The organism is Bacillus sp. SYZHCR11, assembly GCF_057196865.1.
Map to the genome: position 1 here is coordinate 707143 of NZ_JBXUND010000002.1, position 24181 is coordinate 731323.

General features: G+C 46.9%; 26 protein-coding genes and 3 pseudogenes. 13 read left to right on the forward strand and 16 right to left on the reverse strand.

All coding sequences use genetic code 11. From position 1 onward, the window contains the following. The first annotated feature begins 496 nt into the window (after window positions 1–496). Complete coding sequence (locus AC2CGA_RS10285) at window positions 497–742, forward strand: GlsB/YeaQ/YmgE family stress response membrane protein (RefSeq protein WP_003150926.1); 246 nt, start codon at window positions 497–499, stop codon at window positions 740–742. Window positions 743–758: 16 nt separating this feature from the next. Here the strand turns inward: AC2CGA_RS10285 and galT are convergent, their stop codons facing one another. The 5 genes and pseudogenes from galT to AC2CGA_RS10310 form a co-directional block, all read right to left on the reverse strand. Then, window positions 759–2300: a UDP-glucose--hexose-1-phosphate uridylyltransferase gene (gene galT, locus AC2CGA_RS10290; RefSeq protein ID WP_003150925.1), complete on the reverse strand. Its 1542-nt coding sequence runs from the start codon at window positions 2298–2300 to the stop codon at window positions 759–761. Further along, window positions 2290–2391, reverse strand: a pseudogene (locus tag AC2CGA_RS10295) (hypothetical protein); the annotation flags it as partial. The gene galT and the pseudogene AC2CGA_RS10295, both read right to left, overlap by 11 nt. Then, window positions 2391–2501, reverse strand: a pseudogene (locus AC2CGA_RS10300) (galactokinase family protein); the annotation flags it as partial. The pseudogenes AC2CGA_RS10300 and AC2CGA_RS10295, both read right to left, overlap by 1 nt. A gap of 47 nt (window positions 2502–2548) precedes the next feature. Continuing rightward, entirely contained in the window at window positions 2549–2935 is a 387-nt protein-coding gene (locus tag AC2CGA_RS10305; RefSeq protein WP_032857211.1) for a GtrA family protein, read from the reverse strand. Between the two features lie 79 nt (window positions 2936–3014). After that, window positions 3015–3638 (reverse strand): TetR/AcrR family transcriptional regulator, encoded by a 624-nt coding sequence (locus AC2CGA_RS10310; RefSeq protein WP_003150919.1) that lies wholly within the window; start codon window positions 3636–3638, stop codon window positions 3015–3017. Between the two features lie 335 nt (window positions 3639–3973). Between AC2CGA_RS10310 and AC2CGA_RS10315 the strand changes: the two genes are divergently transcribed. The 3 genes from AC2CGA_RS10315 (at window position 3974) to AC2CGA_RS10325 (ending at window position 5707) form a co-directional block, all read left to right on the forward strand. After that, window positions 3974–4135 (forward strand): anti-repressor SinI family protein, encoded by a 162-nt coding sequence (locus tag AC2CGA_RS10315; protein WP_003150917.1) that lies wholly within the window; start codon window positions 3974–3976, stop codon window positions 4133–4135. A gap of 217 nt (window positions 4136–4352) precedes the next feature. Continuing rightward, window positions 4353–5033, forward strand: a complete 681-nt coding sequence (locus AC2CGA_RS10320) for a class I SAM-dependent methyltransferase (RefSeq protein ID WP_044052801.1) — start codon at window positions 4353–4355, stop codon at window positions 5031–5033. Further along, entirely contained in the window at window positions 5033–5707 is a 675-nt protein-coding gene (locus AC2CGA_RS10325) for a glycosyltransferase family protein (RefSeq protein ID WP_024085947.1), read from the forward strand. The genes AC2CGA_RS10320 and AC2CGA_RS10325 overlap by 1 nt, the downstream gene beginning before the upstream one ends. Window positions 5708–5727: 20 nt before the next feature. On the opposite strand, the gene AC2CGA_RS10330 is transcribed toward AC2CGA_RS10325, so the two are convergent. The 6 genes and pseudogenes from AC2CGA_RS10330 to cidR form a co-directional block, all read right to left on the reverse strand. After that, window positions 5728–6330 carry a DsbA family oxidoreductase gene (locus tag AC2CGA_RS10330; RefSeq protein WP_003150913.1) on the reverse strand — a complete coding sequence of 201 codons (603 nt, stop codon included), beginning with the start codon at window positions 6328–6330 and terminating at the stop codon, window positions 5728–5730. Window positions 6331–6417: 87 nt separating this feature from the next. Further along, the gene (efeB, locus tag AC2CGA_RS10335) at window positions 6418–7674 is read right to left on the reverse strand and encodes an iron uptake transporter deferrochelatase/peroxidase subunit (protein WP_003150912.1); all 1257 of its coding nucleotides are present in this window, start codon (window positions 7672–7674) and stop codon (window positions 6418–6420) included. A gap of 18 nt (window positions 7675–7692) precedes the next feature. Next, window positions 7693–8014: pseudogene (locus AC2CGA_RS10340) on the reverse strand (Efem/EfeO family lipoprotein); the annotation flags it as partial. Window positions 8015–8077: 63 nt separating this feature from the next. Further along, window positions 8078–8752, reverse strand: a complete 675-nt coding sequence (gene thiE, locus AC2CGA_RS10345; RefSeq protein WP_014306068.1) for a thiamine phosphate synthase — start codon at window positions 8750–8752, stop codon at window positions 8078–8080. Further along, a complete protein-coding gene (gene thiM / locus AC2CGA_RS10350; protein WP_032857184.1) occupies window positions 8749–9567 on the reverse strand; it encodes a hydroxyethylthiazole kinase in 819 nt (272 codons plus the stop codon). Before thiM ends, thiE begins: the two co-directional genes overlap by 4 nt. A gap of 2 nt (window positions 9568–9569) precedes the next feature. Further along, window positions 9570–10478 (reverse strand): cidABC operon transcriptional activator CidR, encoded by a 909-nt coding sequence (gene cidR / locus AC2CGA_RS10355; RefSeq protein ID WP_003150908.1) that lies wholly within the window; start codon window positions 10476–10478, stop codon window positions 9570–9572. A gap of 106 nt (window positions 10479–10584) precedes the next feature. Here cidR and AC2CGA_RS10360 point away from each other — a divergent pair, with 106 nt between their 5' ends. The 4 genes from AC2CGA_RS10360 (at window position 10585) to AC2CGA_RS10375 (ending at window position 12874) form a co-directional block, all read left to right on the forward strand. Next, window positions 10585–10971 (forward strand): CidA/LrgA family holin-like protein, encoded by a 387-nt coding sequence (locus AC2CGA_RS10360; protein WP_003150907.1) that lies wholly within the window; start codon window positions 10585–10587, stop codon window positions 10969–10971. After that, the gene (locus AC2CGA_RS10365) at window positions 10953–11633 is read left to right on the forward strand and encodes a CidB/LrgB family autolysis modulator (protein ID WP_014306070.1); all 681 of its coding nucleotides are present in this window, start codon (window positions 10953–10955) and stop codon (window positions 11631–11633) included. The genes AC2CGA_RS10360 and AC2CGA_RS10365 overlap by 19 nt, the downstream gene beginning before the upstream one ends. A gap of 129 nt (window positions 11634–11762) precedes the next feature. After that, window positions 11763–11957, forward strand: a complete 195-nt coding sequence (locus AC2CGA_RS10370) for a YwbE family protein (RefSeq protein WP_003150901.1) — start codon at window positions 11763–11765, stop codon at window positions 11955–11957. A 155-nt stretch (window positions 11958–12112) separates the two neighbouring features. Further along, the gene (locus AC2CGA_RS10375; RefSeq protein ID WP_484480187.1) at window positions 12113–12874 is read left to right on the forward strand and encodes a MerR family transcriptional regulator; all 762 of its coding nucleotides are present in this window, start codon (window positions 12113–12115) and stop codon (window positions 12872–12874) included. 184 nt (window positions 12875–13058) lie between these two features. Here the strand turns inward: AC2CGA_RS10375 and AC2CGA_RS10380 are convergent, their stop codons facing one another. Beyond that, on the reverse strand, window positions 13059–14246 hold the full coding sequence (locus AC2CGA_RS10380) for a class I SAM-dependent rRNA methyltransferase (protein ID WP_003150896.1): 1188 nt from the start codon (window positions 14244–14246) through the stop codon (window positions 13059–13061). Between the two features lie 94 nt (window positions 14247–14340). On the opposite strand from AC2CGA_RS10380, the gene glxA reads away from it, so the two are divergent. Then, window positions 14341–14724 (forward strand): glyoxalase GlxA, encoded by a 384-nt coding sequence (gene glxA, locus AC2CGA_RS10385; protein ID WP_003150894.1) that lies wholly within the window; start codon window positions 14341–14343, stop codon window positions 14722–14724. A 27-nt stretch (window positions 14725–14751) separates the two neighbouring features. On the opposite strand, the gene celB is transcribed toward glxA, so the two are convergent. Continuing rightward, the gene (gene celB, locus AC2CGA_RS10390) at window positions 14752–16086 is read right to left on the reverse strand and encodes a PTS cellobiose transporter subunit IIC (protein ID WP_003150892.1); all 1335 of its coding nucleotides are present in this window, start codon (window positions 16084–16086) and stop codon (window positions 14752–14754) included. 161 nt (window positions 16087–16247) lie between these two features. On the opposite strand from celB, the gene AC2CGA_RS10395 reads away from it, so the two are divergent. Further along, window positions 16248–17993, forward strand: a complete 1746-nt coding sequence (locus AC2CGA_RS10395; RefSeq protein WP_048367921.1) for a S8 family peptidase — start codon at window positions 16248–16250, stop codon at window positions 17991–17993. Between the two features lie 57 nt (window positions 17994–18050). Here AC2CGA_RS10395 and AC2CGA_RS10400 read toward each other — a convergent pair whose 3' ends face one another. The 3 genes from AC2CGA_RS10400 to AC2CGA_RS10410 all read right to left on the reverse strand — a co-directional run bounded on the left by AC2CGA_RS10400 (window position 18051) and on the right by AC2CGA_RS10410 (window position 20870). Continuing rightward, window positions 18051–18911 (reverse strand): glycosyltransferase family 8 protein, encoded by an 861-nt coding sequence (locus AC2CGA_RS10400; RefSeq protein ID WP_003150888.1) that lies wholly within the window; start codon window positions 18909–18911, stop codon window positions 18051–18053. 259 nt (window positions 18912–19170) lie between these two features. Further along, entirely contained in the window at window positions 19171–19803 is a 633-nt protein-coding gene (ywaC, locus tag AC2CGA_RS10405) for a GTP pyrophosphokinase YwaC (protein ID WP_003150885.1), read from the reverse strand. Window positions 19804–19934: 131 nt separating this feature from the next. Continuing rightward, window positions 19935–20870 carry a 1,4-dihydroxy-2-naphthoate polyprenyltransferase gene (locus tag AC2CGA_RS10410; protein WP_003150884.1) on the reverse strand — a complete coding sequence of 312 codons (936 nt, stop codon included), beginning with the start codon at window positions 20868–20870 and terminating at the stop codon, window positions 19935–19937. Window positions 20871–21313: 443 nt separating this feature from the next. Between AC2CGA_RS10410 and AC2CGA_RS10415 the strand changes: the two genes are divergently transcribed. Genes AC2CGA_RS10415 through dltB form a run of 3 tightly spaced genes read left to right on the forward strand, consistent with a single transcriptional unit; the run spans window position 21314 to window position 24168 of the window. Then, window positions 21314–21463 (forward strand): teichoic acid D-Ala incorporation-associated protein DltX, encoded by a 150-nt coding sequence (locus AC2CGA_RS10415; RefSeq protein WP_003150882.1) that lies wholly within the window; start codon window positions 21314–21316, stop codon window positions 21461–21463. Between the two features lie 15 nt (window positions 21464–21478). Further along, window positions 21479–22990: a D-alanine--poly(phosphoribitol) ligase subunit DltA gene (gene dltA, locus AC2CGA_RS10420; RefSeq protein ID WP_003150879.1), complete on the forward strand. Its 1512-nt coding sequence runs from the start codon at window positions 21479–21481 to the stop codon at window positions 22988–22990. Beyond that, entirely contained in the window at window positions 22987–24168 is a 1182-nt protein-coding gene (gene dltB, locus AC2CGA_RS10425; protein WP_003150877.1) for a D-alanyl-lipoteichoic acid biosynthesis protein DltB, read from the forward strand. The genes dltA and dltB overlap by 4 nt, the downstream gene beginning before the upstream one ends. The last annotated feature ends 13 nt before the right edge of the window (window positions 24169–24181 follow it).

A 24181-nucleotide genomic window follows, 5' to 3' on the forward strand; every position in this document is an offset into this window, starting at 1 on the left:
TCCTATTGATGTAGTGAATCTGAAATGTACTTTCTCAAAATCTTTTCTCTATCTACCTTGTTATGCTATCAAAATCTGCCCTTATTAGCTTTATTTTTTTCTAAAGTTCATCTTTTTTTCGACCTAATGTCACAAAATCGTCAAAAAATGCATGAACTTTTTCCACTTGCGTAAATCAAACATAAAAAGTTTTAGATCATTTAGCATATATAGAGAAAAAAGATAGCGAGAACGAATAATACCAAATAAAGGTTTACCATAATAAAAATCGCTGGTCAACAAAAAGTTTCATTTTGTTAAACATTCTACAAAAGAATTATTTTTTCCTTTGCTCACACCTTTTCACACGGTTTCCATTTTAACGCAACGCATTGTGAAAAAAAAGACCGGAACGCGCCTTGATATGTTCATTATAAAAAACGCATTCATATGTTTAATATGGACAAAACGAAGGAAACATATAGGCATAAATAATAAAAAATAGGAAGTGATATTTATGGGTTTTATCGTATCTCTGATTGTCGCTATTATTATCGGCTGGATCGGAAGTTTATTTGTAAAAGGCAGTATGCCCGGGGGAATCATCGGGTCAATGATCGCCGGTCTGATCGGCGCATGGATCGGGCACGGACTGCTCGGCACATGGGGGCCTCACCTTGCCGGCTTTGCCATCATTCCGGCAATCATCGGAGCTGCGATCGTGGTATTCTTATTCAGCCTGATCGCCAGAAGCAGAGGATAAAAAAAAGCCTCGTCCCTTATGGGATGGGGCTTTTTTCCGGTAGAGCGCCCAAATGGCGGATAAACCGCCGGAAAGCCGCTCTGCCTTCTTCTGTCTGTTTAAAGACGCCGGCATGCTCCAGTATCCGCGCAAAGGCATGGCCGATTTCCTCTTTCAGAATCTGTTCCGCATTTTCTTTCGTTACCTTCCGCTTATGCAGCACACTGAGCGCCCAATCTTTATGCTTTGCCGCAGAAGGGTCTGCCGTTAAGACCGCCTCCGGGTCCGGTGAGCACAGCGCTTCAGCCGTGTATTTCATTTCTTGTTCAAGGCGGCCCGGCAGAATCGCAAGCCCCATTACCTCAATCAGTCCGATATTTTCTTTTTTCAGGTGATGAACTTCCTGATGGGGATGAAAAATTCCCAGCGGATGATCATCAGAGGTGCGGTTATTTCTGAGGACGAGATCTAATTCGAATAAACCGTTTCTCCGCCGGGCAATCGGCGTAATTGTATTGTGCGGTGTTTCTCCTGAACAGGCGAGGAGATCAGCCGCCTCATCGGAATAACCGCGCCATGCCCGCAGGATGGCATCCGCCGCGCCGGAAAGCTCAGACGCGCTCTCGCTCTGCAGGCGGATGACCGACATCGGCCACTTCACAATTCCCAGCACCGTTTTCGGATAGTCAGGCAGCCTGTACCGGCTTTCTGTCTCCGCCCGCGCCATCGGGAATTCATAATGGCCCCCCTGAAAATGGTCGTGGCTTAAAATACTGCCGCCGACAATCGGCAGATCAGCATTGGAACCGAGAAAATAATGAGGATACTGGCTGACGAACGACAGCAGCCGGTCAAACGTTTTTTTGCTGATCTTCATCGGTTCGTGCCGGTCTTTCAAAACGATGCAATGCTCCCGGTAATACACATACGGAGAAAATTGCAGAAACCACTGCTCATCGCCGAGAATGACCGGAATGACACGAAGGTTTTGACGCGCCGGGTGATCCGGTCTCCCCTCGTACCCGACATTTTCTTTACAAAGAACACATCCCGGATAATCGGATTGAGGCTGCTCTTTGGCAGCGGCAATTGCTTTCGGATCTTTTTCCGGTTTTGAAAGGTTGATCGTGATGTCCAGCTTTCCGTAAGCCGTCTCAGCCGTCCATCCGACATTCCGCTGTATTCTGTCCGAACGGATATAATACACATCCTCTGAAAATCGGTAAAACGCCTTTGTCGCCTGCTCCGGCCCGTGCACCGCCTTTGTTTCTTCAAAACGACGGACAATCTCGGACGGCTGCGGGGCAAAGCAGCCCATGATCTTCGCGCTCAGCAGGTCGCGATAGGTGTCTGTATCGGCTGCAATCCGGCCCGTTTCTGCCGCCCATTCATAAATCGGGGCCAATATGTCCGGCAATGATGCCGACGATTCATTTTCTTTCTGTTCTGAAGCCTCCGGATGGGTAATATGCAAAGTTTCATATAAACGGTTTCTTGTATATTCAATATCAAGAAATGAAATCAGCTCTTTTTGCAATCCGTACCGGATTAAACGTTCCACGTGCCGCTCAATTGCCATCGTCATCCCCCTTTAGTTCTCTTGCTCCGGCTCCGATATCCGCCGTGTAAAAGTCAGCTTTTCTCCCTGTCTCCTCCTCATAGCGGCCCCCGTTAGCTCTCCGATGAGATTCACTCTGCCGGGCGCAAAGAAAACGCGCAGGTCCTCGGATTCCCCGAATACATCAGCAAACGCTTTCTTTATTTTGCGCTTCAAACGCATCCCCTTCCACCATTACACTTTCCCCCCCGGGACGCGGAAAGAAACGGTTATGACACGCCCTCTTCTTTCGCTTTTCTGAAGACAATCCACTTGCTGGCCGCATAGTTGACGACTACAATAATGACGTTATCGGCGATTTTCGCCAATGTTTCGTTCATATGAAATTGACTGACCAGAAGAATCATCATGGCGAGATCGATGGCGAGAGACAGTACCCGCACGCTGAAAAAGGCCGTTAATTCTTTCATCAGACTCCGCATCCCCGCGGTCTTTTGCTGAAAGACATACCGTTTATTCGTAACATAAGCAAATAGAACGGACAGAATCCAAGCGGCGACAGTCGCCGCCTTGTAATCCATCTCAAATGCCGACGTCAGAATGTAAAAACTGACGATATTCACGATGGTCGTGAATATCCCCATAATGATATACATCATAATTTCTCTGTAGCGCATGGCAGTTCCTCGCTTTCTGAAAGACTTTTCTAAACCTTTTGTCAAATCAAGAAGAACGTTACCCTGATTTTCTGCCGCTGACAAAAACATAGAGCGCGTCAAACATGCTGCGGAAAGTAACCGGCCTTCCCAGCACATTAGATTGCTTAATCATCCCGTCGATGAGCGCGCACATCATGTTAGCGGTATGCTCGGTATCTATATGGTCTTCTATTAAATTTCTCGATTTGAGCCAATTTATGTACATGGTGCTTTCTTCTATCCATAACTTATACAGGCGGATATAAGCTTCATATTCACTGACGACTTTGTAAGTAGGCATATGAACGGCAAAAGACACAACATTCCAGGCAGGCTTGCTGTTTACAAACCGCATCAACAGGCTGGCCGCGCTGGCCGCGGCTTCACAAAGCGTCAACGGCCGCTCTGTTTGCTTTTCTAATTCGTCGAGATAGCCAGTGATGATCCTTTTTTTAATCTGACGCCTCTCTAACAAATGCTTCAGAAAATCTTCCTTGCTTTCAAAATGAACGTAAAACGCCCCTTTGCTGAAACCCGCCGCTTTACTGATGTCATCGATTGAGACTGAATCGTAAGCTCTTTCAATCAGGAGATGAAGGCCTGCGTCAATAAAACTTTCAAATGTTTCTTCTCTCTTAATTTGAAATTTGTTTTTTTTCATTTTTTACCCCAGCTGTTTGATCATTCACTTTATCTTACACCGAATCATTCTTTTGCGGTATTTTTTATGCAAAAAGAATATGCTAATCGACGTTTTGAGGGTAAATGTTAATAGGTCATATGGTTTATTTTTATTTGCATACTATCCAGTCAGTATTTATTTGTTTATTATTATATGTAAGAATTCTTGAAGGATTTTGGTTATTTCAGTCATTTTCTTAGGGAATAGGTAGGTGAATTCATCTTCAATTTGGGATTACCGGCCAACTATGTGTGATATTTGTTATACATTGGCTGCTGTAGCTGGGCAAATCAATTTTTCAATTGGAGGTTCTTATGAAAACTCATGTAATGAAAGATATAGATCAAGATTGGCAATTGTTAATTCAAGAGGCTAGAATCATGGGTTTGCACATTGACGATGTGAGGCGCTTCTTAAATACTGAAAAAGCGGTGAAGAAAAAAACACCAATGAAAAACACCATCCGCCAGCGGTAAGATTACAGGCGGATCCTTTTACTATATGACCTGCCACAGTCCGCCCGCACCCGAGTTTTCAAAGGAACACCCGCAATAAGAGGGGAATCAGAGAACAAACCGTATACCGGACAACCATTCCCGTCCGCATTCCGCAATTGAACAGCCAAACATGGTGATATGAGATCCCCCCGCTGCATATCTTGTGTATTATGCCCATTTATGAGGTGATACACAGATGGATACGAATCCCTATTATGATGAAAAACAACAGAACTACTACGAAGGCCTGAATCCTTATTTATTGAACAAAATAGACGAAAACTGGCGGACAGTGCTTGATGTCGGCTGCGGCACGGGCAATTTAGGAGCGGCGATCGAAGACCGCGGAATAACGGTTTACGGCATTGAAGCGTATCCCGAAGCCGCAAAAAAGGCGGAAAGCAAATTGAGCCACGTGCTTTGCGGCGACATTGAATCCGCCATTCTTCCGTACGAATCAGAGCAATTCGACTGCATGCTGTTCGGAGACGTTCTTGAGCATCTTGTCGACCCGTGGACAGTGCTGAAAAAGCTTCGTCCTTATGTAAAAAAAGACGGCACTGTGCTTGCATGCATACCGAATGTCGGCCACATCTCAGTCGTGTTGGAGCTTTTAGCCGGCAAATGGACTTACAGTGACGCCGGATTAATGGATCAGACCCACCTGCGTTTTTTTACCCGGGAAGAGACTCTTTCATTATTTAAAGCCGCCGGCTATGAGGTCAAACGCATTGAGGCGATCCGCGTTGATCACCCTTCTTACCACAAAGCCATCGCATCATTGCACGAAGTATGCGTACAGCTTGGCATAAGGCATGACTTTATGACAGAAGCATCGGCCTATCAATATGTGATTGAGGCCGAGAGGAGCATGTAATGGATTCACATTCATTTCTGTTTGTCGTCTGTGTGAATGATGAGTCGCTGTACTCCCGGTGCAAGAGCCATATCATGCAGCTTACCGTCCCCCCTTCATACTCCGTTGATATCATGCCGATATACGATTCAGCAAGCATGGCCTCGTCCTACAACAAAGCGCTGAAACACCCCTCCAAATATAAAATTTATCTGCATCAGGATACTTTTATCATTCATCAGCATTTCCTTCATGACATGCTTCATATCTTTCAATCTCATCAGGAGCTCGGCCTTCTCGGTGTCGCCGGCTGCAAAACCCTGCCGCCGAACGGCATTTGGTGGGAAAGCGGACAGCGGATGGGAAAAGTGATTGAATACCGGGGGAATGCTTATCACCCGCTGGATTTTGAGCACGGTGATGAAGACGGCCTGTTTACGCCCGCTGACGCCATTGACGGCTTGTTAATGGCGGCTCAATATGACGTGGAGTGGCGGGAGGATTTGTTTCGCGGCTTTCATTTTTACGACACATCACAGTCGCTCGAATTTCAAAAACACGGCTATCAAGTCGGCGTCGCCTGCCAGAAAGACCCTTGGTGCCTTCATTTTTGCGGCGACTCCTTTGACGCCGCGGCATATGAAGCGGACAGACAAACATTTGTCAAACACTATATGGCAAAGCCCTCTCGCTGATCGAGAGGGCTTTTTTCGGGTTAACGTTTATTCAGTTCCCGCTCAATGATTTGTTCAAAGGTTTCCTTTCCCGCCGCGCCAGGGATTCTCTCATCGCCGATGATAAACGTCGGCACTGCCGTAATGCCGGCTTCCTCATAAGCATGGCGGAGCGCTTCCCGCTGTACGTCCTTGTACGCTCTTGTCTCAAGCGCCTCTTTGAAGGCAGCGCCGTCAAGTCCGGCTTCTTCCGCAAGCTTTGTCAGCACGCCAACGTCACCGATATTTTGTTCTTCCTGAAAGAACGCCTGAAAAACGCGTGTATGGTATTCGCTTCCTTTCCCGTGTTCCTTTGCGAAATGAAAGCCTTCAAATGCCAAATCCGTGTATGGATGCGGTGACACGCGGGGGAACGTGATTTCAACGCCTAACGACTGCGCCATCGGCTCAATGGAGTTTTTCCACATCTGCCGCTTGGCGGGATCATTCACCGGATCAAGTTTCGGCGAGGGGCTCGGACGCAATTCAAACGGCATCCATTCCACCTGTACGTCCTTGTCCTTGATTGCTTCTTCAAACGCCGCCTTGCCGACATAGCAAAACGGACATACATAATCAGAATATACTTTAATCTGCAGTGTCATTGTAAGTCTCCTTTCCTTATCATTTTAAGTTGTAACTTTTATAGTTACAAGTGTTTTTTTAAAAAAACACCCTCCATATGGAAGGTGTCACGATTCCAGCAGCCTTTGGGCGATATATTCTCCTTTTTTACAGCCGCCGGGACAGGCGAATAAGGAAGAGCCGATCGTTTGTGTGTATTCATTCAGCGCATCCTTTGCCGCCAAAGCCTTCAGCATCGGGACAAATTGGCGGTCCGGGTCTTTTTGAAAGCAGATAAACAACAGGCCTGCGTCAACATAGCCCGTCTTCGGATCAATTCCGTCCGTATAGGAAAATGCCCGGCGCAGAATCTGTCTGCCGGTTGATTTTGCCACGCTGACATGCGAGTCGGCGGGAATTTGATTCAGCTTCACGGGATCGGTTTCCTTTTTTTGTCCGAAAGGCGCGCCCGAGCTTTTCACCCGCCCGAACGTGTCCTCTTGTTCCTTCAAGGATGAACGGTCCCATATATCTAAAAACATCTTAATTTTCCTAAACGCCATGTACGTGCCGCCCGTCATCCAGTCCGGCTCTCCTGATTGAACCCAAACGATCGAATTCATCAGGTTTTCATCCTTCGTGCTTTGGTTGCCGGTGCCGTCTTTGAATCCGAAGAGGTTGCGCGGTGTTTCTCCGTTTTTTCCGCCGCTTAAGAAACCTTTATTGAGAAAGCGGACTTCACACACACCCGATGCCTGTTTCATCAGGTTGCGCACCGCGTGAAACGCCGTTTGTTCATTATCCGCGCAGACCTGTATGACGATATCACCGCCGCCTTGTTTCTTATCGAGCTTGTCGTTAGGCATCGGCGGAATATCGGCGAGGTGCTTCGGTTTTTTATCTTTCAGTCCGAAGCGGTCCTTCCCGTCTTTCTCGAAAAACCCGGGGCCGAAGCCGAAGGTAACGGTCAAATTCGCCGGTGCCAGATCCTGCGACTCCCCGGTATCCTGCGGAGGCATATATTTATTTTTCTGTTCGCCTGACGGGACGGCGCCTGAAGTCAGCAGCTGCGTCAAGCTTGTCCATTGTTTGAAAAGGGAGATGACATCGGCTTTGTCGCTTGACATAACATCAAGCGCCGCAAAATACACATACGTCTGATGCGCCGTTGTGATTCCTGCTTGGTGCTTTCCGTAAAAAGGAACGATTTGATCACGATCACGTTTTTCATCATTCTTCTTTGAAGCGGTGGCCGCCGGTTTGAAGAGCGGCGCGAGTCCTCCGAGGCCGCTCGCTCCGACAGCGACGGCTGCGCCCGCGACGGCGCCCCACTTCAGGACGTCCCGTCTGTGGATCTGTTTTTCCTTGTTATGTTCATCGCTCATGCTGTGTCTTAACTCCTTTTAAAGCACATCGGCAATCTTCGACATGGTTTCAGAAAGGGCCGTCAGCTTCGTGCTTATCTCTCTGATTTGATCTGTACTTAATGTATCACAAGACGTATACATTGATCGCACGTTTTGTATTTCGACATCAAAACTTCAAATTCGCTGAATTCCGCATTAAGTTTTTCCGTGACCTCGAAATGGTCTCTCACTGCGCGCTATTCACTGTTTTATAGAGGGCTTTTGAGCCTGCGCTGATTGGTTCAGGCGTCACTTTGAGAGAAGCGATAGAGCCGTCAAACGTTTCGGTCGATATTGCAAGCTTGATTGCTCTGTTCTTGACATACGGCTTATATTCCCCCAGTCCGTCACGCCTTTTTGCGCACACAGAAAAAGGGCCGCCCTATCGGGACAGCCCTGCTTTGGAGCGCCGAATTTCCTCTGAAAACTTCCGCGCCGCCGCTTTTGGATCTTCGGCTTGGCTGATGGCGCTGATCATGCTGACGCCGTCTGCACCCGCTTCAATGACGGGCGCCGCGTTGTCAGCCGTAATGCCGCCGATTCCTACAATCGGAATGGTGATGCCCTGACGCCTTACCTCTTCAATCAATGTAACGCCCTGCACGGCTTCAGCATCTTTTTTTGTTTCGGTCGGATAGACCGGGCCCATTCCGACGTAATCGGCTCCGGCTTCTTCCGCCCGCTTCACCTCGGAGACGTTATGTGCTGACACACCGAGAATCATATCGCCGATTGCCGCTCTCGTTTCTTCGGCGTCTGCGTCATCCTGTCCGATATGCACTCCGTCCGCCTCAAGGCGCAAGGCCAATTCGACATCATCATTAATGATGAAAGGAATCCCGGCCTGCCTGCAGACATCCTGCACCCGCTTCGCGAACAGGACACGTTCATCCCCTGTTAAAGAACCGCTCCCCTTTTCCCGAAATTGAAAAAGCGTAGCGCCGCCCTCAATTGCTTTTTTCACCACGGAAACCGGGTCTGCGCTTGTATTGTTTGATCCCATAATAAAATAAACCGATAACATATTCTTCATCATTTCCCGAGAAATACGCGTCATTTTTCTATCACCCTTTCAATTGCGGCAAGCTCAGCCGCTTCTTGTTCTGAGATGCTTGCCAGCTTGTTTAAAAGCTCAATCTGGAAGCTGCCCGGCCCCTTATGGGAGGTGTCCAAAGCGGCAAGCTGAGCGGCGCTTCCGTATACAGAAACGGCTGAAACGGCCGCTTGCAGAACGTCCTGCCCCGCTGCGCAGAAGGCTCCGATTACAGACGTCAGCAGGCATCCCGCCCCCGTCACCTTCGTCAGCAGTTTATCACCGTTATGTACGGCGTATGTGTCGGTGCCGTCGGAGATGACGTCGGTTTTTCCGGTAATCGCAATGACCGTCTTCAGCCCGCTTGCAGCCGTCTTAGCGAGCTGAACCACATCTCCTCCGGCTTCCCCCGCATCCACGCCTTTTATCTTCCAATCAGGGGCGCCGGCAATATTGGCAATTTCCGCGGCATTTCCGCGAATAACGGACAAGCGGACCTCCTGTATGATCTTGCGGGCTGATGCCGTCCGAAACGGCGTGGCGCCGGCGCCTACCGGATCTAAAATGACCGGAACACCGTTTTCATTGGCCGATTTTCCGGCTGCGATCATAGCTTCAACCGATGCCGAGCTGAGGGTGCCTATGTTCAGGACGAGCGCTCCGGCGATTTTCGCCATGTCGGCGGCCTCCTCAATTGCATAAGCCATAACGGGCGATGCGCCGAGCGCGAGCAGTCCGTTAGCGGTGAAGTTCGTGACGACATTATTGGTGATACTGTGAACGAGCGGGTTTTGATCCCGCACTTTACTCAAGTGTTGAGCTGCGGTTTGTGCGTCCATGCTTAATCATCCTTTTTTCTCTTTTTCGGATTCCATAAATACGATTTCGTATGCTCCAGCCAGGCTCTGGCGGCAAAGGACATATAGCGGTCCTTCCGCCAAATGATGGCTAAATGCCACGGAATGACCGGATGAACGAGCGGAATGGTTCTGACTTTGTCAGGATCAAGACCGCGGCAGATTCTTTCCGGCAGCAGGCCGATACCGAGATTGGCGGATACCATTTCGCTGATAAAGTCCCACTGTGATGTTTCATAAATGACATGCGGCCTGAATCCGGCTTTCACGCATTCCGTCATAATTCGATTATGAAGGACAAAATCCTCCCTGAAAAATATGAACGGCTCTTCTTTCAATTCATGAAGACTGCATTCTTTCTCGTCAGCGAGCCGATGTGACGGATGGACGACAAGCATAAGGGTTTCCTTGACGATTGTGAAGGTATGAAAAATCTCTTCATTCGCGGGAAGCACGACGACCCCGATATCAAGCGAGCCGTCCTCCACCCCTTGCTGCACTTTAATAGAGCCGTCCTCAACAAGCTGAAACGTCACATCGGGGTATGTGACGCGGAAGTCACCGAGCACTCTCGGGAAAAAGCCGGAACCGATCATCGGCGGAAGACCGATGCGGACGTGCCCTTTCTTCACTTCCATAATATCGTTCAGCTCTGACGTCAGGTTTTGGAATGACTTTGTGATTTCCTGCGCCTGCACATACATGCTCTGCCCGGCGTCAGTCAGTTCAACTTGCCGGCCATTGCGGTAAAACAGCTTAATGCCGAGCTCCGTCTCCAGGTTTTTAATCATTTTTGAGATTGTCGGCTGTGAAACATACAGAGACTGTGAAGCCTTCGTAAAGCTTTTCAAACGGGCCACTTCCAAGAAATACGTTAAGTGCCGGATATCCATTACATTTCATCCTTTCTATAGACAAAAGGAATACACATTATTCTTTATATGTATTTTACCTATAGCAAAACCTTCTGTACAATATAAATATAAGGGAGGCATCATTATGAAAAAATTGCTGCTTACCGCTATTCAAATCGCTCTGCTGTTTATATTTGCGCGTCTGATCAATTGGGTCACGGCGGCTCTTCATATAAATATTCCCGGCAGTATAATCGGGATTGTGATTCTTTTCACATTATTGCATTTCAAGATTATCAAACTTGAATGGATTGAGCTTGGCGCAGCATGGCTCCTCGGTGAGCTGCTGCTGTTTTTCATCCCGTCTGCCGTCGGAGTGATTGAATACGGAGATATTATGTCTAAATTCGGCGTAAGCATTTTACTTGTTGTCGTCATCAGCACATTTGTCGTGATGGTTTCAACAGGTACGCTTACACAGCTGATAGCAAAAAGAAAGGAGAAAAAACAAACGTGTTCATCGGAATCATAAGTTTATTCTTAACTGTCTTAGTATATTTGGGCGCGAAAAAACTCTACATTCGTTTTCCGCGGGTGTATACGTCGCCGCTTCTGATTACGCCCGCTGTTTTGGTCGTCCTGCTGCTTCTTGTCAATGTCCCGTATCAGACATACAATCTCGGCGGCGGACTGCTGACCGATATGCTTCAGCCGGCAACAGTGGCGTTCGCCATCCCGCTTTATAAATATTTCCCGATTTTAAAGAAATACGCCGTGGAAATTATTTTGAACGTAGCGGTCGGTTCATGTATCGCCATTTTGTCAACAGCCTTTATCGCAAAATGGTTCAATCTCGGCAGCAGCTTAGTCGACAGTCTCGTGCCGCGATCCGTGACGACGCCGATTGCCATGAACGTTTCAGAAATGATCGGCGGGATGCCGGCCGTTACAGCGGTTTTCGTCATTTTAACGGCTTTATTGGGAACGATCATCGGGCCGATGGTCATCCGCTATTTCCGCATTGATAACGAAATTGCCCGGGGCGTGCTGCTCGGAACTAGCGCGCACGGAGCGGGAACATCTAAAGCATTTGAGCTCAGCTCCGTATCAGGAACGATCTCAAGCGTGTCCATGATTCTCGCCGCGATTATGACACTGTGCGCGGCCCCGATTTTGCTTTCGTTTATGTCATAAAAGACTGCTCCTTACAGAGCGGTCTTTTTTTAGTTGCCATAAAGAATTGATTTGTCTGTCCTTCATAAAAAGACGAAAACACGATATGATAAGACATGAAGTGAAAAGACTGAAGAACGGATGTGTCATATGAACGGCCAGCAGCGAAGCAGCATCAGAAAAGGACTTGAAGTCGATATCGTCCTGAAAGCCGATCAGCGTTCAGGAAAGCTGACAAGAGGAATCGTGAAGGATATTTTGACGAACTCAAGCTTCCACCCGCGCGGCATTAAGGTCCGCCTTGAAGACGGGCGAATCGGCCGGGTGCAGCACATTATTGAATAGAAAAAAGCCGGAGCTTCACGCCCGGCTTTTTTTCTTTAATTTCAGCAATGAAATCCTCATATGTTCTCCCTTTATATACAAAAAATTTTTAACCAACTATTGACTCTTACGTTGCGTAATACTTTAAAGTAGCCATTAAGGAGGCGGCAAACGTAATGGGTATGAAAGTAAAAGAAGTAGCTGACCTGATTGGAGTAAGCATACGCACTCTCCATCATTACGATCAAATTGGATTATTGACTCCTCAGGAAACGACCGATTCCGGTTATCGGCTTTATTCTGAAGAGAATCTTGAACAGCTGCAGCAGATACTATTTTTCAAGGAGCTCGATTTCTCCTTAAAAGAGATTAAAGCAATCATTACTAATCCTTCATTTAACCGAAGGGAAGCATTCATTTTACAAAAGAAAATGTTGATTGAGAAACGGAATAGAGTCGATAAGATGATTGAAACCATCGATAAATCAATCAAACATATGATGGGAGAGATTTGCATGACGAACAAAGAGCGGTTTGAGGGAATGAACTTCAATCATAATCTTTATGAGCAAGAAGCCCGCAAACGGTGGGGTGATCAACCTGTCGATAAGGTAAATATTAGATTGAAAAACATGACTGATGGTGAGCAAAAAGATTTATCTGATAAGTGGACTGCAATGTTCAATAAATTTGCACTCCTTATTAACCAATCTCCCGATTCCCCAGACGTACAAACAGCTATCAAAGAGTGGTTTGATTTTCTCAATGAAAATTTTGGTGAATATTCTTTTGATGCCTTTTACGGATTAGGTCAACTCTATATTGAAGATGAACGCTTCACTAAGAACATCGACCGGTATGGTGAAGGGTTGGCGAAGCTCATGAGTGATGCCATTACAATTTATATAGATACTCAAAAAAAGGGTGGTGCCCATTAAAATCATTATCGAGGATACAATTGGGCGGAGGGATTAGTGAGGCCACTTTACTCGGCACAGATGAGATACTAAGTAATAGCGGTTTTTTTCTTTAAACAGTAAGATATGAAGATTATTTTGTCCCGTATTAAAGCGATGGAAGAGGGTTTTCTTTTCCCCCTCTTTCCACGCTATAAATGATATCCTATTTTTTCCGCAAGAAAACAACCTTCAAATAGTTCCCTTCTTTAAACGCGGGAATCGTTTTGAAATCTTCCGGAAGCGTGTATTCTTCCAAAATGTCGTAACGCTCATTTGTTTCTTTAAAGGCGGTCTCTATAAAACCTTTAAATTTCTTCATATTGAAGGCGCTGCTGTTTGTCGAAGCGACGATGATGCCGTTTTTTGCGGTGATGGCGATCGTTTCCTTCAGCAGGTTTTTATAATCTTTCGCCGCGCTGAACGTCCGTTTTTTTGTGCGGGCGAAAGAAGGCGGATCAAGGATGATGAGGTCAAACGCCAGCCCTTTTTTCTCCGCATAGCCGAAGTATTTGAAAACATCCATGACTTTAATGTCATGCGCCTCATAATCAATTCCGTTGGCGCTGAACTGTTCAATCGTTTTTGCGAGACTGCGGTTGGCGACATCGACGCTTGTCGTTTTCTCAGCTCCGCCAAGCGCCGCCGCAACGGAAAATGCCCCCGTATAAGAGAACGTATTCAGCACCCGTCTGCCGTTTGCATACTTGTCCCGAATCGCTTTGCGTACATGACGCTGGTCTAAGAAAATGCCCGTCATCGCCCCGTCGTTTAAATCCACCGCGTACCGTATGCCGTTTTCTTGAACAATGACCGGAAAATCTCCTCTTTCGCCTTTGACAAAATCGTCGTCTTCCACGTATTGCCCGGCAGTATCGAATCGTTTCTTTTCATAGATCGCTTTATAAGAAAGCTCCAGTCCGTCAATCGCCTCAATCATGCTGTCCTTATAAGCGTAAATGCCTTTACTGTACCATTGAATCAGAAGATAACCGTCATAAAAGTCAATCGTGACGCCGCCGATGCCGTCGCCCTCACCGTTGAAAAGCCGGAACGCCGTCGTATCGGGCGCGTTAAACAGATGGGCTCTTGCTTCAGCCGCTTTTTTCAGCTTGTCCAGAAAGAAACGTCCGTCGATCCGTTCATCTCTCGCGCGGGACAGCACCCAGCCGACTCCTTTATTCTGCAAACCGTAATAGCCTTTTCCGATAAACTCGCCCTTCTCGGATGTCACATCAAAAAGATCGCCCTCTGTTAAATGAGCCGAGCTTCCGGACAGAGCGTCTTTTTCAATCAGGGGGAATCCTTTTTTCAGCTTTCCGGCAAATGTATCTTTCACTGTAAGTAGCTTCATTGTGCATTCCTCTTTCGTTTTGCTTTCTCTTATCGTACCATAAAACATGATCAACACCGCATTGTCCCGAAAAATTCAAAACAGGGGGAAAACCATGACAGCCAAAAGAATCGACCATACAGGCATTATGGTCAAAGATATTGAAACATCCATCGCCTTTTACCAAGACGTTCTCGGTATGCAGTTAAAGGATCGTATCACTCATACGAACGGCATTATTGAACTTGCCTTTCTCGGCTTTCAAGAAGGGCCGGAGACAGAAATTGAGCTGATCCAGGGCTACAGCAGCGAGCTTCCCGCAGAAGGAAAAGTGCACCATGTCGCTTTATTGACTGAAGATATCGCGGCGGAGTTCACGCATGCGAAGCGTCAGGGCGCCGTATTCATTGATGAAGAAATCACGACGCTTCCGAACGGATACCGCTACTTTTACATTGAAGGACCTGACGGCGAATGGATCGAATTTTTCCAGCGTTAAAAAAACGGGCGAAAGCGCCCGTTTTTTTTATGTTTCTTCTGTGACGTTTTGTTCCGCCGCCCGTTCCTCTCTCCATTTTTGAAGATCCCAAATTCGGAAAAACGGATAATAAATGATAAATGTAATCAGGAGATTGATCAGCTGCATGACCGAACCGGAGATTTTCCCGCCCGTCGCCAAATAACCGGAAATCAGCGGCGGCATCGTCCACGGCACGGCGATTCCCGCCGGTTTTGCCACCATCCCCGTGCTCATCCCGATGTACGTCGCCGTAATGGTCAAGAGCGGCGCGATGATAAAGGGCACGATTAACAGCGGATTCATGACGAGCGGCATCCCGAAAATAATCGGTTCGTTAATGTTAAAAATCGCGGGCCCGATGCCGAGACGGCCGAGCTGTTTCATCTGTTTGCTTCTGGAGCGCACAAGCATGGTCAGCACAAGGGCAAGCGTCGCTCCGCTTCCGCCGACATTAATCCATATTTGAAAGAACTGTGTCGTAAAAATGCTCGGCAGCGCTTCTCCCGCCTGAAAAGCCAAACGGTTGGCGTCCATCGCCCCGTACCAGATCGGCGACATGACGCCGCCGATTATGGACGCGCCGTGTATGCCGCACGACCAAAGCAGCATTTGCACGAATTCGGCGATAAGACTTCCGCCGAGACTCCCGCCCAAAATAGACAGCGGGGTGCCCAGCAGATCGCCTACGACATTGTGGAGACTTTTAAAAGGAGTTATTTCAATAAACAGACGGGCCAGCCATACAAGCGTAATAATAATGAAACCGGGGATGAGCGCAACGAACGATTTGCTGACCGCAGGCGGCACTCCGTCAGGCATCTTAATGACGATATTTCTTTGTATAATAAACCGGTACACTTCCGTAGACAGCATTGCAATGATCATCGCGACAAACAGACCTTTGCTTCCGAGCAGCGAAATCGGTATGCCGCCTCCCACCATAATCTCTGTTGACGAGCCGTCAGGGATAAACGGAATCTGATACGGCGTCGCCAATAAAAAGGCGGCAAGGGCAATGGCTCCCGACGACAGGGCATCCACCTCATAGCTTTCCGCAAGCCGGTAAGCAATCCCAAAGGCGGCGACAAGCGCCATAATGTCAAAGGACGCATTCACGGGATACCCGAGTTTTTCAACCCAATTTTCACCGAAAAGACCAGCCATAAAATCGGCATAACCGGGAATCGGAAGACTCGTCAGAATCAGAAAAACCGATCCGATGATGATAAGCGGCATAGTCAAAATAATGCCGTCCCGCAAAGCTCTTAAGTGCCTTTGGCCGGCGACTTTTCCGGCGACAGGCATGATTTTTTCTTCCATGACCCGATTGAACGTACTCATTTATCAAAAACCCCCTTTTTGAGTTCATTGCGCAGATGTCTTAAAGCATTTTCTCCATCATATTTTGGAAACGCTTACATTTGCATACAGAAATTTTCCTTATCCCTCAGGAAAAAAAGAATTCCGCACTGCCGATATATAAAGAAAAAGGGGGAATTGCAATGTATCACACCCTGAAACCGATAATGGCCGCGGCCTTGTGCATCAGCCTGTTCTCCGCCGCGGCGCCCGCGCACGCCGAGACGCATGACCGGGACGTTATCGTGGTGTACAAAAATCAAAACGGCAAGGAATCCGCCATAGACAGCGGAGCGGATGTGGAACAGACCTATCAGCATCTTCCGGCAGTCGCCGTGTCAGCCGATTCGCAAACGGTGAAAGACCTGAAACAGGACCCTGACATCTTATATGTAGAAGAGAATGTATCCTTTCAGGCAGCAGGCGGTTCTGATATCCGCCCGTTATCAGCGGCCCAAAGCAGCAGTTACGTGCTGCCGCAATGGGATATCGAACCGACTCAGGTTAAGCAGGCGTGGAAAGAAGGCTTGACGGGAAAAAAGGTGAAAGTGGCTGTCATTGACAGCGGCATTTACCCTCATGATGATCTCTCCATTGCCGGAGGCTATTCCGCAGTCAGCTATACTCCCTCATACAAAGATGACAACGGACACGGGACGCATGTCGCCGGAATCATTGCGGCCAAACATGACGGATACGGCATCGACGGCATCGCGCCGGATGTCCGGTTATATGCGGTTAAAGCATTAGACAGAAAAGGAGCGGGAGATCTCAAAAGCCTTCTTAAAGCGATCGACTGGTCGATCGCCAATAAAATGGACATCATCAATATGAGCCTCGGGACAAACGCAGACAGCAAAAGTCTTCACGACGCCGTTGACAAAGCTTACAAAAAAGGAATCGTGATCGTAGCCGCCGCAGGAAACGACGGCAACAAAAAACCCGTCAATTATCCGGGCGCCTACAGCAGCGTAACGGCAGTCTCAGCGTCAACTGAAAAAAACGGGCTCGCGGCTTTTTCCACGACCGGAAAACAAATTGAGTTTGCCGCACCCGGCACTAATATTACGAGCACGTATCTGAATCAAATGTACGCCACGGCTGACGGCACATCTCAAGCCGCGCCGCACGTCACCGGTATGTTCGCGCTGCTCAGGCAGAAATATCCGGAGGAAACAAATACACAGCTCCGGCAGCAGATGCAGCAAAACGTCAAAGATCTGGGCGCTCCCGGACGTGACAGCCGATTCGGGTACGGACTGGCGCAATATCACACAAAACAAAAGAGCTTTGCCGAACGGGCCGTAATAAAAGCGGAAAAGACGAAAAAGCAGGCAGATATCAATGAAGCAAAAACGGCAGTCAGCAAACTGTCCAAGTCAAAGGGAAAAACCGCTCTCGAGGCGCGGATCAATAAAGTTCAGACGGCAAGAAATGTGACGGACGCAAGAGACAAAGTCCGGACTGCCGAAAAACAAAAGAAAAAAACCGCCGTCAATGCCGCACAAAGCGCCATTCGCAAATTACCGGCCGGTTCAGAGAAAAAAGGGCTGCAAAAGCGGCTGAACGCTGTCAACTCAAGCCTTTTGAGAACAGCTGAGGCCAGCGTCAAGCAGGCGGAAAAAAAGACTTCTGAGGCCAACACCGCAAAAGCCCAAAAAGCAGTCAGCGAAATCCAGCCGGGAAAAGAAAAAACCGCTCTGGAAAAACGGCTTGGCCGGATAAAAGATAAACTCAACCGGCAGCAGGCAAGGGACAAAGTAAAAACGGCGGAAAAAACCAAGACGAAAAAAGCAAAATCAGCGGCGCAAACGGCAGTCAGCCGATTGAAGCCGTCTGCCGAAAAGACCAGCCTGCAAAAACGCGTGCGTGCGATTCGGGTGAAATAATAAAAAAAACGCTTGTGAGCCGGTCAACGGCTTCACAAGCGTTTTCATCACACCTGCCTATTGGTTCATGGCCGGGCGGTCAATCGTGTTCCATTTCGTAAAGGACATATATCGGAAATAATGATCACGATACGGGTGCGAGGTGCCTGTATTCCAAGGCTTGTCCCCGCCGCAGAAATGGACGATGGCCGGTTCGGCACGTGTTTCTCTGTAACGTATACGGTCGATCAGTTCAGGAGGCGTTTTCTCATTCATGATAATATGCGTCTGCGCGTTCCAGCGCGGATGCAGTTCATGCCATTGATCATATAAGATCGCGTTAAGCGCGTCCTGATCATGAAACACGAGAAAATCCTCCGAGCTGTTATCATTGATAAAATCAATCACTTTTTTGGAAATATTCTGTTTTCTCCAAGGTTCGAAATCTATAATCATAATACCGGAATTAAAATACTTGGCAGTGTCGCTGATATTCATTTTTTTCAGTCTTTCATGCTGTCCGGCATCTTCTACCGCCGCAACTATTGCCGGGGAAATATCCAAGTCCCATAAAACCGAAATATCTTCCATCACAATTGCATCGCAATCGATGTAAATCATCCGCTTTACGGACTCATCCTTAATTAAATCAGGGATAGAAATGCGGTAATAAGCCGCTTTTGTAATATGGCTGCTTTCGACTGCATGCTTGTATTGATCAGCGTCTACTTCTAAAAATTCAAGCGGCGTCCCGAATGACATCGCAGTCTGTTCAAGCTTGTCCTTGTTTTCGGCAGTAATTCCGCCGTCGATCACATATAATTTGGCATTCCTTGTTTTATCCATATTCATCAATAAAGAAGCGAACATCCCACCCAAATGACGAGCATAATTATCATCGGCACATGATACGATATGCATTGTTTCATTCTTTCCCACTGATATTCATCTCCCTTTTTGTTGTACAAATGTCTTTCCCTTTTTTTAAAAAGTAAACCTCAATCTTACACATTTTTTCTGCGGGAATGTGCTGTTTGCGATTTGATATCTATTGCATTCTCTATTCAAATTCAATCAGGATTTCAGCCTGAATCATCGTCAGAATACATCGCGCGGGAAAGCGAAAACACCTAAACATATAAACAACCAGCCGGACTGCGTATAATAGCGGTCCGGCTGGTTGTGACGGGTCAATCGTTTAATCGACTTCTTTCTTAATCCCAAGCATCTTTTCGTCTAAATAATGGGCGATGTCCGCCGCTTCCTTCAGCTCGTCGGTCAGATGCTTTGGGACTTCGTTATTTAATTTGTAATAAATTTTATGTTCAAGGCTCGCCCAAAAATCCATGGCGATGGTGCGGATTTGAATTTCCGCCTTCACATATTCCACACGATTCGTCAAATAAACGGGAATTTCAATAATCAAATGCAGGCTGCGGTAGCCGTTCGGCTTCGGGTTTTTGATATAATCCTTCACCTTTACGATCTTCAGGTCCTTATGCTGCTTCAAAACCTCAGCGACATTATAAATATCGGAAATAAAGGAACAGATAATCCTGACACCCGCGATATCATGAATATGCTCTTTCATTTCCTGCGTCGTCACATCGCAGCCTTTGCGCATCAGTTTATTGACAATGCTTTCAAAACTCTTCACGCGTGATTTTGTATGCTCGATCGGGTTATGCCCGTGAATCAGATTATATTCCTGGCTGATGATAGAAAACTTCGTATCCAGCTCATCTAAAGCGAATTTATAAACTAATAATTCATTTTTCCAATCTTCCATGACCGTTTTTAAATCATCCATATGGGCTGTTGACAAGTCCATTTTTTTCATCTCCTTGCTTTGCTGTCCATATATGAGACGGGTCAATCCGCGGTCAGGTTCTTTACAATATCGTGAAGATTATGTCATAAAAAAAAGCAAATGCCGGTTATGGCATTTGCCCTTTCATTTGATCAGCGGAAATAACTGATCAGGAGTCCGATTGAAAGCAGGAATCCGAAGAATGTATTGGTTTGCGCCGTTGATTTCATCGCAATAATCATGTTCATCGGCATTTCGTTTTTCACAAAGCCTTTCACGGCCTGAACGGGTTTCGGCACGCTCAAAAAGACCAGGAACAGCCACGGGCTTGTGTAACCCATGATGACAAGACCGACGATCCAGATGTAAGCGATGGCAAAAGATGCCGCCAGTATCATAACGGCCCCTCTATGCCCCATCAAAATGGCCAGCGTTTTACGTCCGCCTTTTTTATCTTCCTCAATATCACGGATATTGTTGGACAGGTTAATCGCTCCGACCAGAATGGCGATCGGGATGGAAATCAAAATGCTCTGTTCATTAATTCTGCCTGTCTGAATGAAGAAAGAAATAAGGACAAATACAGAGCCCATGCAAATGCCGGAGAACAGTTCCCCGAACGGTGTATACGCAATCGGCAGCGGGCCGCCTGTATACAGATAGCCGATCAGCATGCCGGCAAGGCCGATAGCCGCAAGCCACCAGCTGCTGCTCATGCAGATATAAACACCGAGCACGAGAGCAATCGCATAAGAGCCGAGCGCCAGCTGCAGAATTGTTTTCGGCTTCATGCCGTGGCGGACGATCGCTCCGCCGATACCGACGGAATCCTCGGTATCTAAACCGCGTTTAAAATCGTAATATTCATTGAATAAGTTCGTGGCGATCTGGATCCAAAGGCAGGAAAACAGCATGGCCAAAAACAGCAGGAAATCAACCTTTACGTAAAACATCGCCAATACGGTGCCGAGAAGTACGGGCACAAACGATGCCGTCAATGTATGAGGGCGGGTTAGCTGCCACAAAATGCGGCCCATGCTTTCTTTCTCGGGCGTCTTTTGGCTGCCCCCCATATTGTTTTGATTCATTTTCCTCTTCCTTTCTATTAAAAGGCTTTCACAGTCAGCCGATAACAGTAGTGTTGAATTGGGGTTTTCACGTTTTCTGCTACCTTATCTATCATAATAATTTCTTCCTCATTTCACAAGATGCGGCGCTTTATCAGCTATCCTGCCGGAAACGGCTTTTCGCCCTTCTCCATTGGGGTTCGGCACAAGCCTGCTTAAGAAAAAGCCGCCAAAATTTTTTTACCTCGTTTATATTTACGATAAGTTAAAAATCCCGCCTGAACAGCGCCTTTTTAGTATGATCATTTGCCAATTTATACATGCGTGTTTTCCATCCTTTTGTTTCTCATTCATTTTTAAGGAAATTTTAAGCTTAGGATATTAGACATATTTTGAAACTTTTTGTTAATCTAATCGTCATATACTGGTGTAATTATTGAATACGCGGGGAAGGAATTTTGAATATGATGCAAAAATTAAAACGTGCTTATGAAAATACATTGATCAAATGGACGTTTCATACGGGCTTTTATTTTCTGATATTAGTATTGCTCTTTTGGATGTATGGATTTCATACAGCGAATACCGGCACTTATATTTACAACGATTTCTAATCGGGGAGGATAACTATGAAACTACTTGATGCTATAAAAACATACGCAGACGCCAAGCCGCAGGCCGAAGCGTTTCGTTCCTTAGATCATTCCCTCACTTACGGGGAATTATGGGATTTGTCGGAGCGGGTTGCGTCCGGCATTCAAAAACATACAGCTGACGGTTCGAAAGCGCCTGTCCTGGTTTACGGACATATGGAGCCGAATATGATCGTTTCTTTCTTGGGAAGCGTCAAAGCGGGCCGCCCTTACATCCCTGTCGATGTTTCCATTCCGGCGGAGCGGATCGTCAAAATCATTGAAAGCTCAGGCGCAGAGCTGCTTATCAGCGTATCGGGCGATGCAGTCGATACGGGAAGCAATCTGATTAAAACCGTTACGCCCGAAGAGCTTGCAGCTGACGGAGATGCAGACCTCAGCCGTGAGAACTGGGTAAAAGAGCTGGATACGTTTTACATTATTTACACGTCCGGCAGCACGGGAAATCCGAAGGGCGTGCAGATATCGGCTGATAACCTGCAAAGCTTCACTGACTGGATCTGCAGGGATTTTCCTGTGGGCGGGGGTAAGACATTCTTAAACCAAGCTCCGTTTTCTTTTGATTTATCTGTTATGGACATTTTCCCGTCGCTTCAAACGGGAGGTACGCTGCACTGCGTAACGAAAGACAAAATCAATAAACCGAAAGTACTATTTGAAGAGCTGGAGAAATCCAAACTGAACGTCTGGACATCGACGCCGTCTTTCGTCCAAATGTGTCTGATGGATCCCGGCTTTACGCAGGAGCTCCTGCCTGAGGCAGAAGTATTTATGTTTTGCGGAGAAGCGCTTCCGGCTGCCGTGGCACAGGAACTGTTAAACCGTTTTCCGAAGGCCCGCGTATTCAATACATACGGCCCGACTGAAACAACGGTTGCCGTCACCTCCGTTGAAATTACGCAGCAGATTATCGATGAAAATGAATCTCTGCCCGTCGGTTTTGCAAAACCCGATATGAATATCTTCATCATGGATGAAAACGGGAATAAGCTTCCGGACGGAGAAAAAGGGGAAATCATCATCGCCGGCCCGAGCGTGAGCAAAGGCTATCTCGGTGAACCGTCTCTGACGGAAAAAGCGTTTTTCTCAATTGACGGCCAGTGGGCATATCACACGGGTGATGCCGGTTATGTTCAGGATGGTCAGATTTTCTGCCAAGGACGCCTTGATTTCCAGATTAAGCTTCACGGCTACCGCATGGAGCTGGAGGAAATCGAAGTACATGTAAGGCAGTCTCAATATGTGCAGACGGCGGTTGTCATCCCGTATCAGCCTAACGGACCAGTCGAATATTTAATTGCCGCCATCGTGCCTGAAAAACATGATTTTGAAAAAGAATTCCAGCTGACAAGCGCCATTAAAAAAGAACTGGCCGCTTCGCTTCCGGCCTACATGATTCCGAGAAAATTCATTTATCAGGATCACATTCAAATGACTGCGAACGGAAAAATCGACCGTAAACGCATTGGCGAAGAGGTTCTTGTATGACGCCTTACAGCTCGTTTTTCTTCTTTATCTTACTTGGAATCCTTCTTTTGCCGACGATTATTTTAGGGCTGAACGGCAAGAGATTCCAAGGATACAACATGTTTATATCCATCATCGTATTGGCTTTGATTTTCGCGCATGATCTGCACGGCGTGATCGCACTATGTATCTTTACGCTGTGGCAGGTGCTTTTAATCAGGGGTTATCTCGCTTACAGACTGAAAGCCAACAGCGGCTTTGTCTTCAGTATGGCCGTGATCGCGTCCATTTTACCCCTGTTTTTATCTAAATTATGGCCGTTTTTCTTCCCGCCGGCGCCTCATCATCCGGTTCATAACCTGATCAGTTTCTTAGGAATTTCTTATTTGACATTTAAAGGCGTCCAGCTGATCATGGAAACGAGAGACGGACTGATTAAAGAAAAAATGCCGCTTCACCGCCTTTTGTACTTTATTATGTTTTTCCCGACCATTTCTTCCGGTCCGATCGACAGATACCGCAGATTTGCCAAGGACGAACAGAAAGTATGGACAAAGGGAGAATACGCTGATTTACTGTATACCGGCATTCATAAAATTTTTATCGGTTTCTTGTACAAATTCATTATCGGATATGCGATTAACACGTATTTCATTATGAATCTGTCTCATATCACCCACAGTAAACTGTGGGGTAATGTGCTGTACATGTACGGATACAGCTTGTACCTGTTTTTTGATTTTGCGGGTTACACGATGTTTGCCGTCGGTGTAAGCTATATCATGGGTATCAAATCTCCGGAAAACTTTAATAAGCCGTTTATCAGCAAAAACATTAAAGACTTCTGGAACCGCTGGCACATGTCCTTATCCTTCTGGTTCAGAGACTACGTATTTATGCGCTTTGTATTCTGGATGACAAAGAAAAAATGGATAAAGAACCGGATGGCCGTCTCGAACATCGGGTATTTCCTGCTGTTCATGCTGATGGGCGTCTGGCACGGACTCGCCCTGCAATATATTATATACGGCCTTTACCACGCCGTATTAATGACCGGGTATAACTTTTTTGAGAAATGGAATAAGAAATACAAGTGGCTGCCCGCCAATCGTTTTACGGCCTTTTTAGCCATCGTCATCACATTCCATTTCGTATGTTTCGGATTTTATATTTTCTCAGGAAAACCATTTCATCACTAAAGGAGATTGAAAA

Excerpts from the sequence above, each read along its gene's own strand:
- AC2CGA_RS10285 (WP_003150926.1), top strand. The coding sequence starts at position 497 with ATGGGTTTTATCGTATCTCTGATTGTCGCTATTATTATCGGCTGGATC.
- galT (WP_003150925.1), bottom strand. The coding sequence starts at position 2,300 with ATGGCAATTGAGCGGCACGTGGAACGTTTAATCCGGTACGGATTGCAA.
- AC2CGA_RS10305 (WP_032857211.1), bottom strand. The coding sequence starts at position 2,935 with ATGTATATCATTATGGGGATATTCACGACCATCGTGAATATCGTCAGT.
- AC2CGA_RS10310 (WP_003150919.1), bottom strand. The coding sequence starts at position 3,638 with ATGAAAAAAAACAAATTTCAAATTAAGAGAGAAGAAACATTTGAAAGT.
- AC2CGA_RS10315 (WP_003150917.1), top strand. The coding sequence starts at position 3,974 with ATGAAAACTCATGTAATGAAAGATATAGATCAAGATTGGCAATTGTTA.
- AC2CGA_RS10320 (WP_044052801.1), top strand. The coding sequence starts at position 4,353 with ATGGATACGAATCCCTATTATGATGAAAAACAACAGAACTACTACGAA.
- AC2CGA_RS10325 (WP_024085947.1), top strand. The coding sequence starts at position 5,033 with ATGGATTCACATTCATTTCTGTTTGTCGTCTGTGTGAATGATGAGTCG.
- AC2CGA_RS10330 (WP_003150913.1), bottom strand. The coding sequence starts at position 6,330 with ATGACACTGCAGATTAAAGTATATTCTGATTATGTATGTCCGTTTTGC.
- efeB (WP_003150912.1), bottom strand. The coding sequence starts at position 7,674 with ATGAGCGATGAACATAACAAGGAAAAACAGATCCACAGACGGGACGTC.
- thiE (WP_014306068.1), bottom strand. The coding sequence starts at position 8,752 with ATGACGCGTATTTCTCGGGAAATGATGAAGAATATGTTATCGGTTTAT.
- thiM (WP_032857184.1), bottom strand. The coding sequence starts at position 9,567 with ATGGACGCACAAACCGCAGCTCAACACTTGAGTAAAGTGCGGGATCAA.
- cidR (WP_003150908.1), bottom strand. The coding sequence starts at position 10,478 with ATGGATATCCGGCACTTAACGTATTTCTTGGAAGTGGCCCGTTTGAAA.
- AC2CGA_RS10360 (WP_003150907.1), top strand. The coding sequence starts at position 10,585 with ATGAAAAAATTGCTGCTTACCGCTATTCAAATCGCTCTGCTGTTTATA.
- AC2CGA_RS10370 (WP_003150901.1), top strand. The coding sequence starts at position 11,763 with ATGAACGGCCAGCAGCGAAGCAGCATCAGAAAAGGACTTGAAGTCGAT.
- AC2CGA_RS10375 (WP_484480187.1), top strand. The coding sequence starts at position 12,113 with ATGGGTATGAAAGTAAAAGAAGTAGCTGACCTGATTGGAGTAAGCATA.
- AC2CGA_RS10380 (WP_003150896.1), bottom strand. The coding sequence starts at position 14,246 with ATGAAGCTACTTACAGTGAAAGATACATTTGCCGGAAAGCTGAAAAAA.
- glxA (WP_003150894.1), top strand. The coding sequence starts at position 14,341 with ATGACAGCCAAAAGAATCGACCATACAGGCATTATGGTCAAAGATATT.
- celB (WP_003150892.1), bottom strand. The coding sequence starts at position 16,086 with ATGAGTACGTTCAATCGGGTCATGGAAGAAAAAATCATGCCTGTCGCC.
- AC2CGA_RS10395 (WP_048367921.1), top strand. The coding sequence starts at position 16,248 with ATGTATCACACCCTGAAACCGATAATGGCCGCGGCCTTGTGCATCAGC.
- ywaC (WP_003150885.1), bottom strand. The coding sequence starts at position 19,803 with ATGGACTTGTCAACAGCCCATATGGATGATTTAAAAACGGTCATGGAA.
- AC2CGA_RS10410 (WP_003150884.1), bottom strand. The coding sequence starts at position 20,870 with ATGAATCAAAACAATATGGGGGGCAGCCAAAAGACGCCCGAGAAAGAA.
- AC2CGA_RS10415 (WP_003150882.1), top strand. The coding sequence starts at position 21,314 with ATGATGCAAAAATTAAAACGTGCTTATGAAAATACATTGATCAAATGG.
- dltA (WP_003150879.1), top strand. The coding sequence starts at position 21,479 with ATGAAACTACTTGATGCTATAAAAACATACGCAGACGCCAAGCCGCAG.
- dltB (WP_003150877.1), top strand. The coding sequence starts at position 22,987 with ATGACGCCTTACAGCTCGTTTTTCTTCTTTATCTTACTTGGAATCCTT.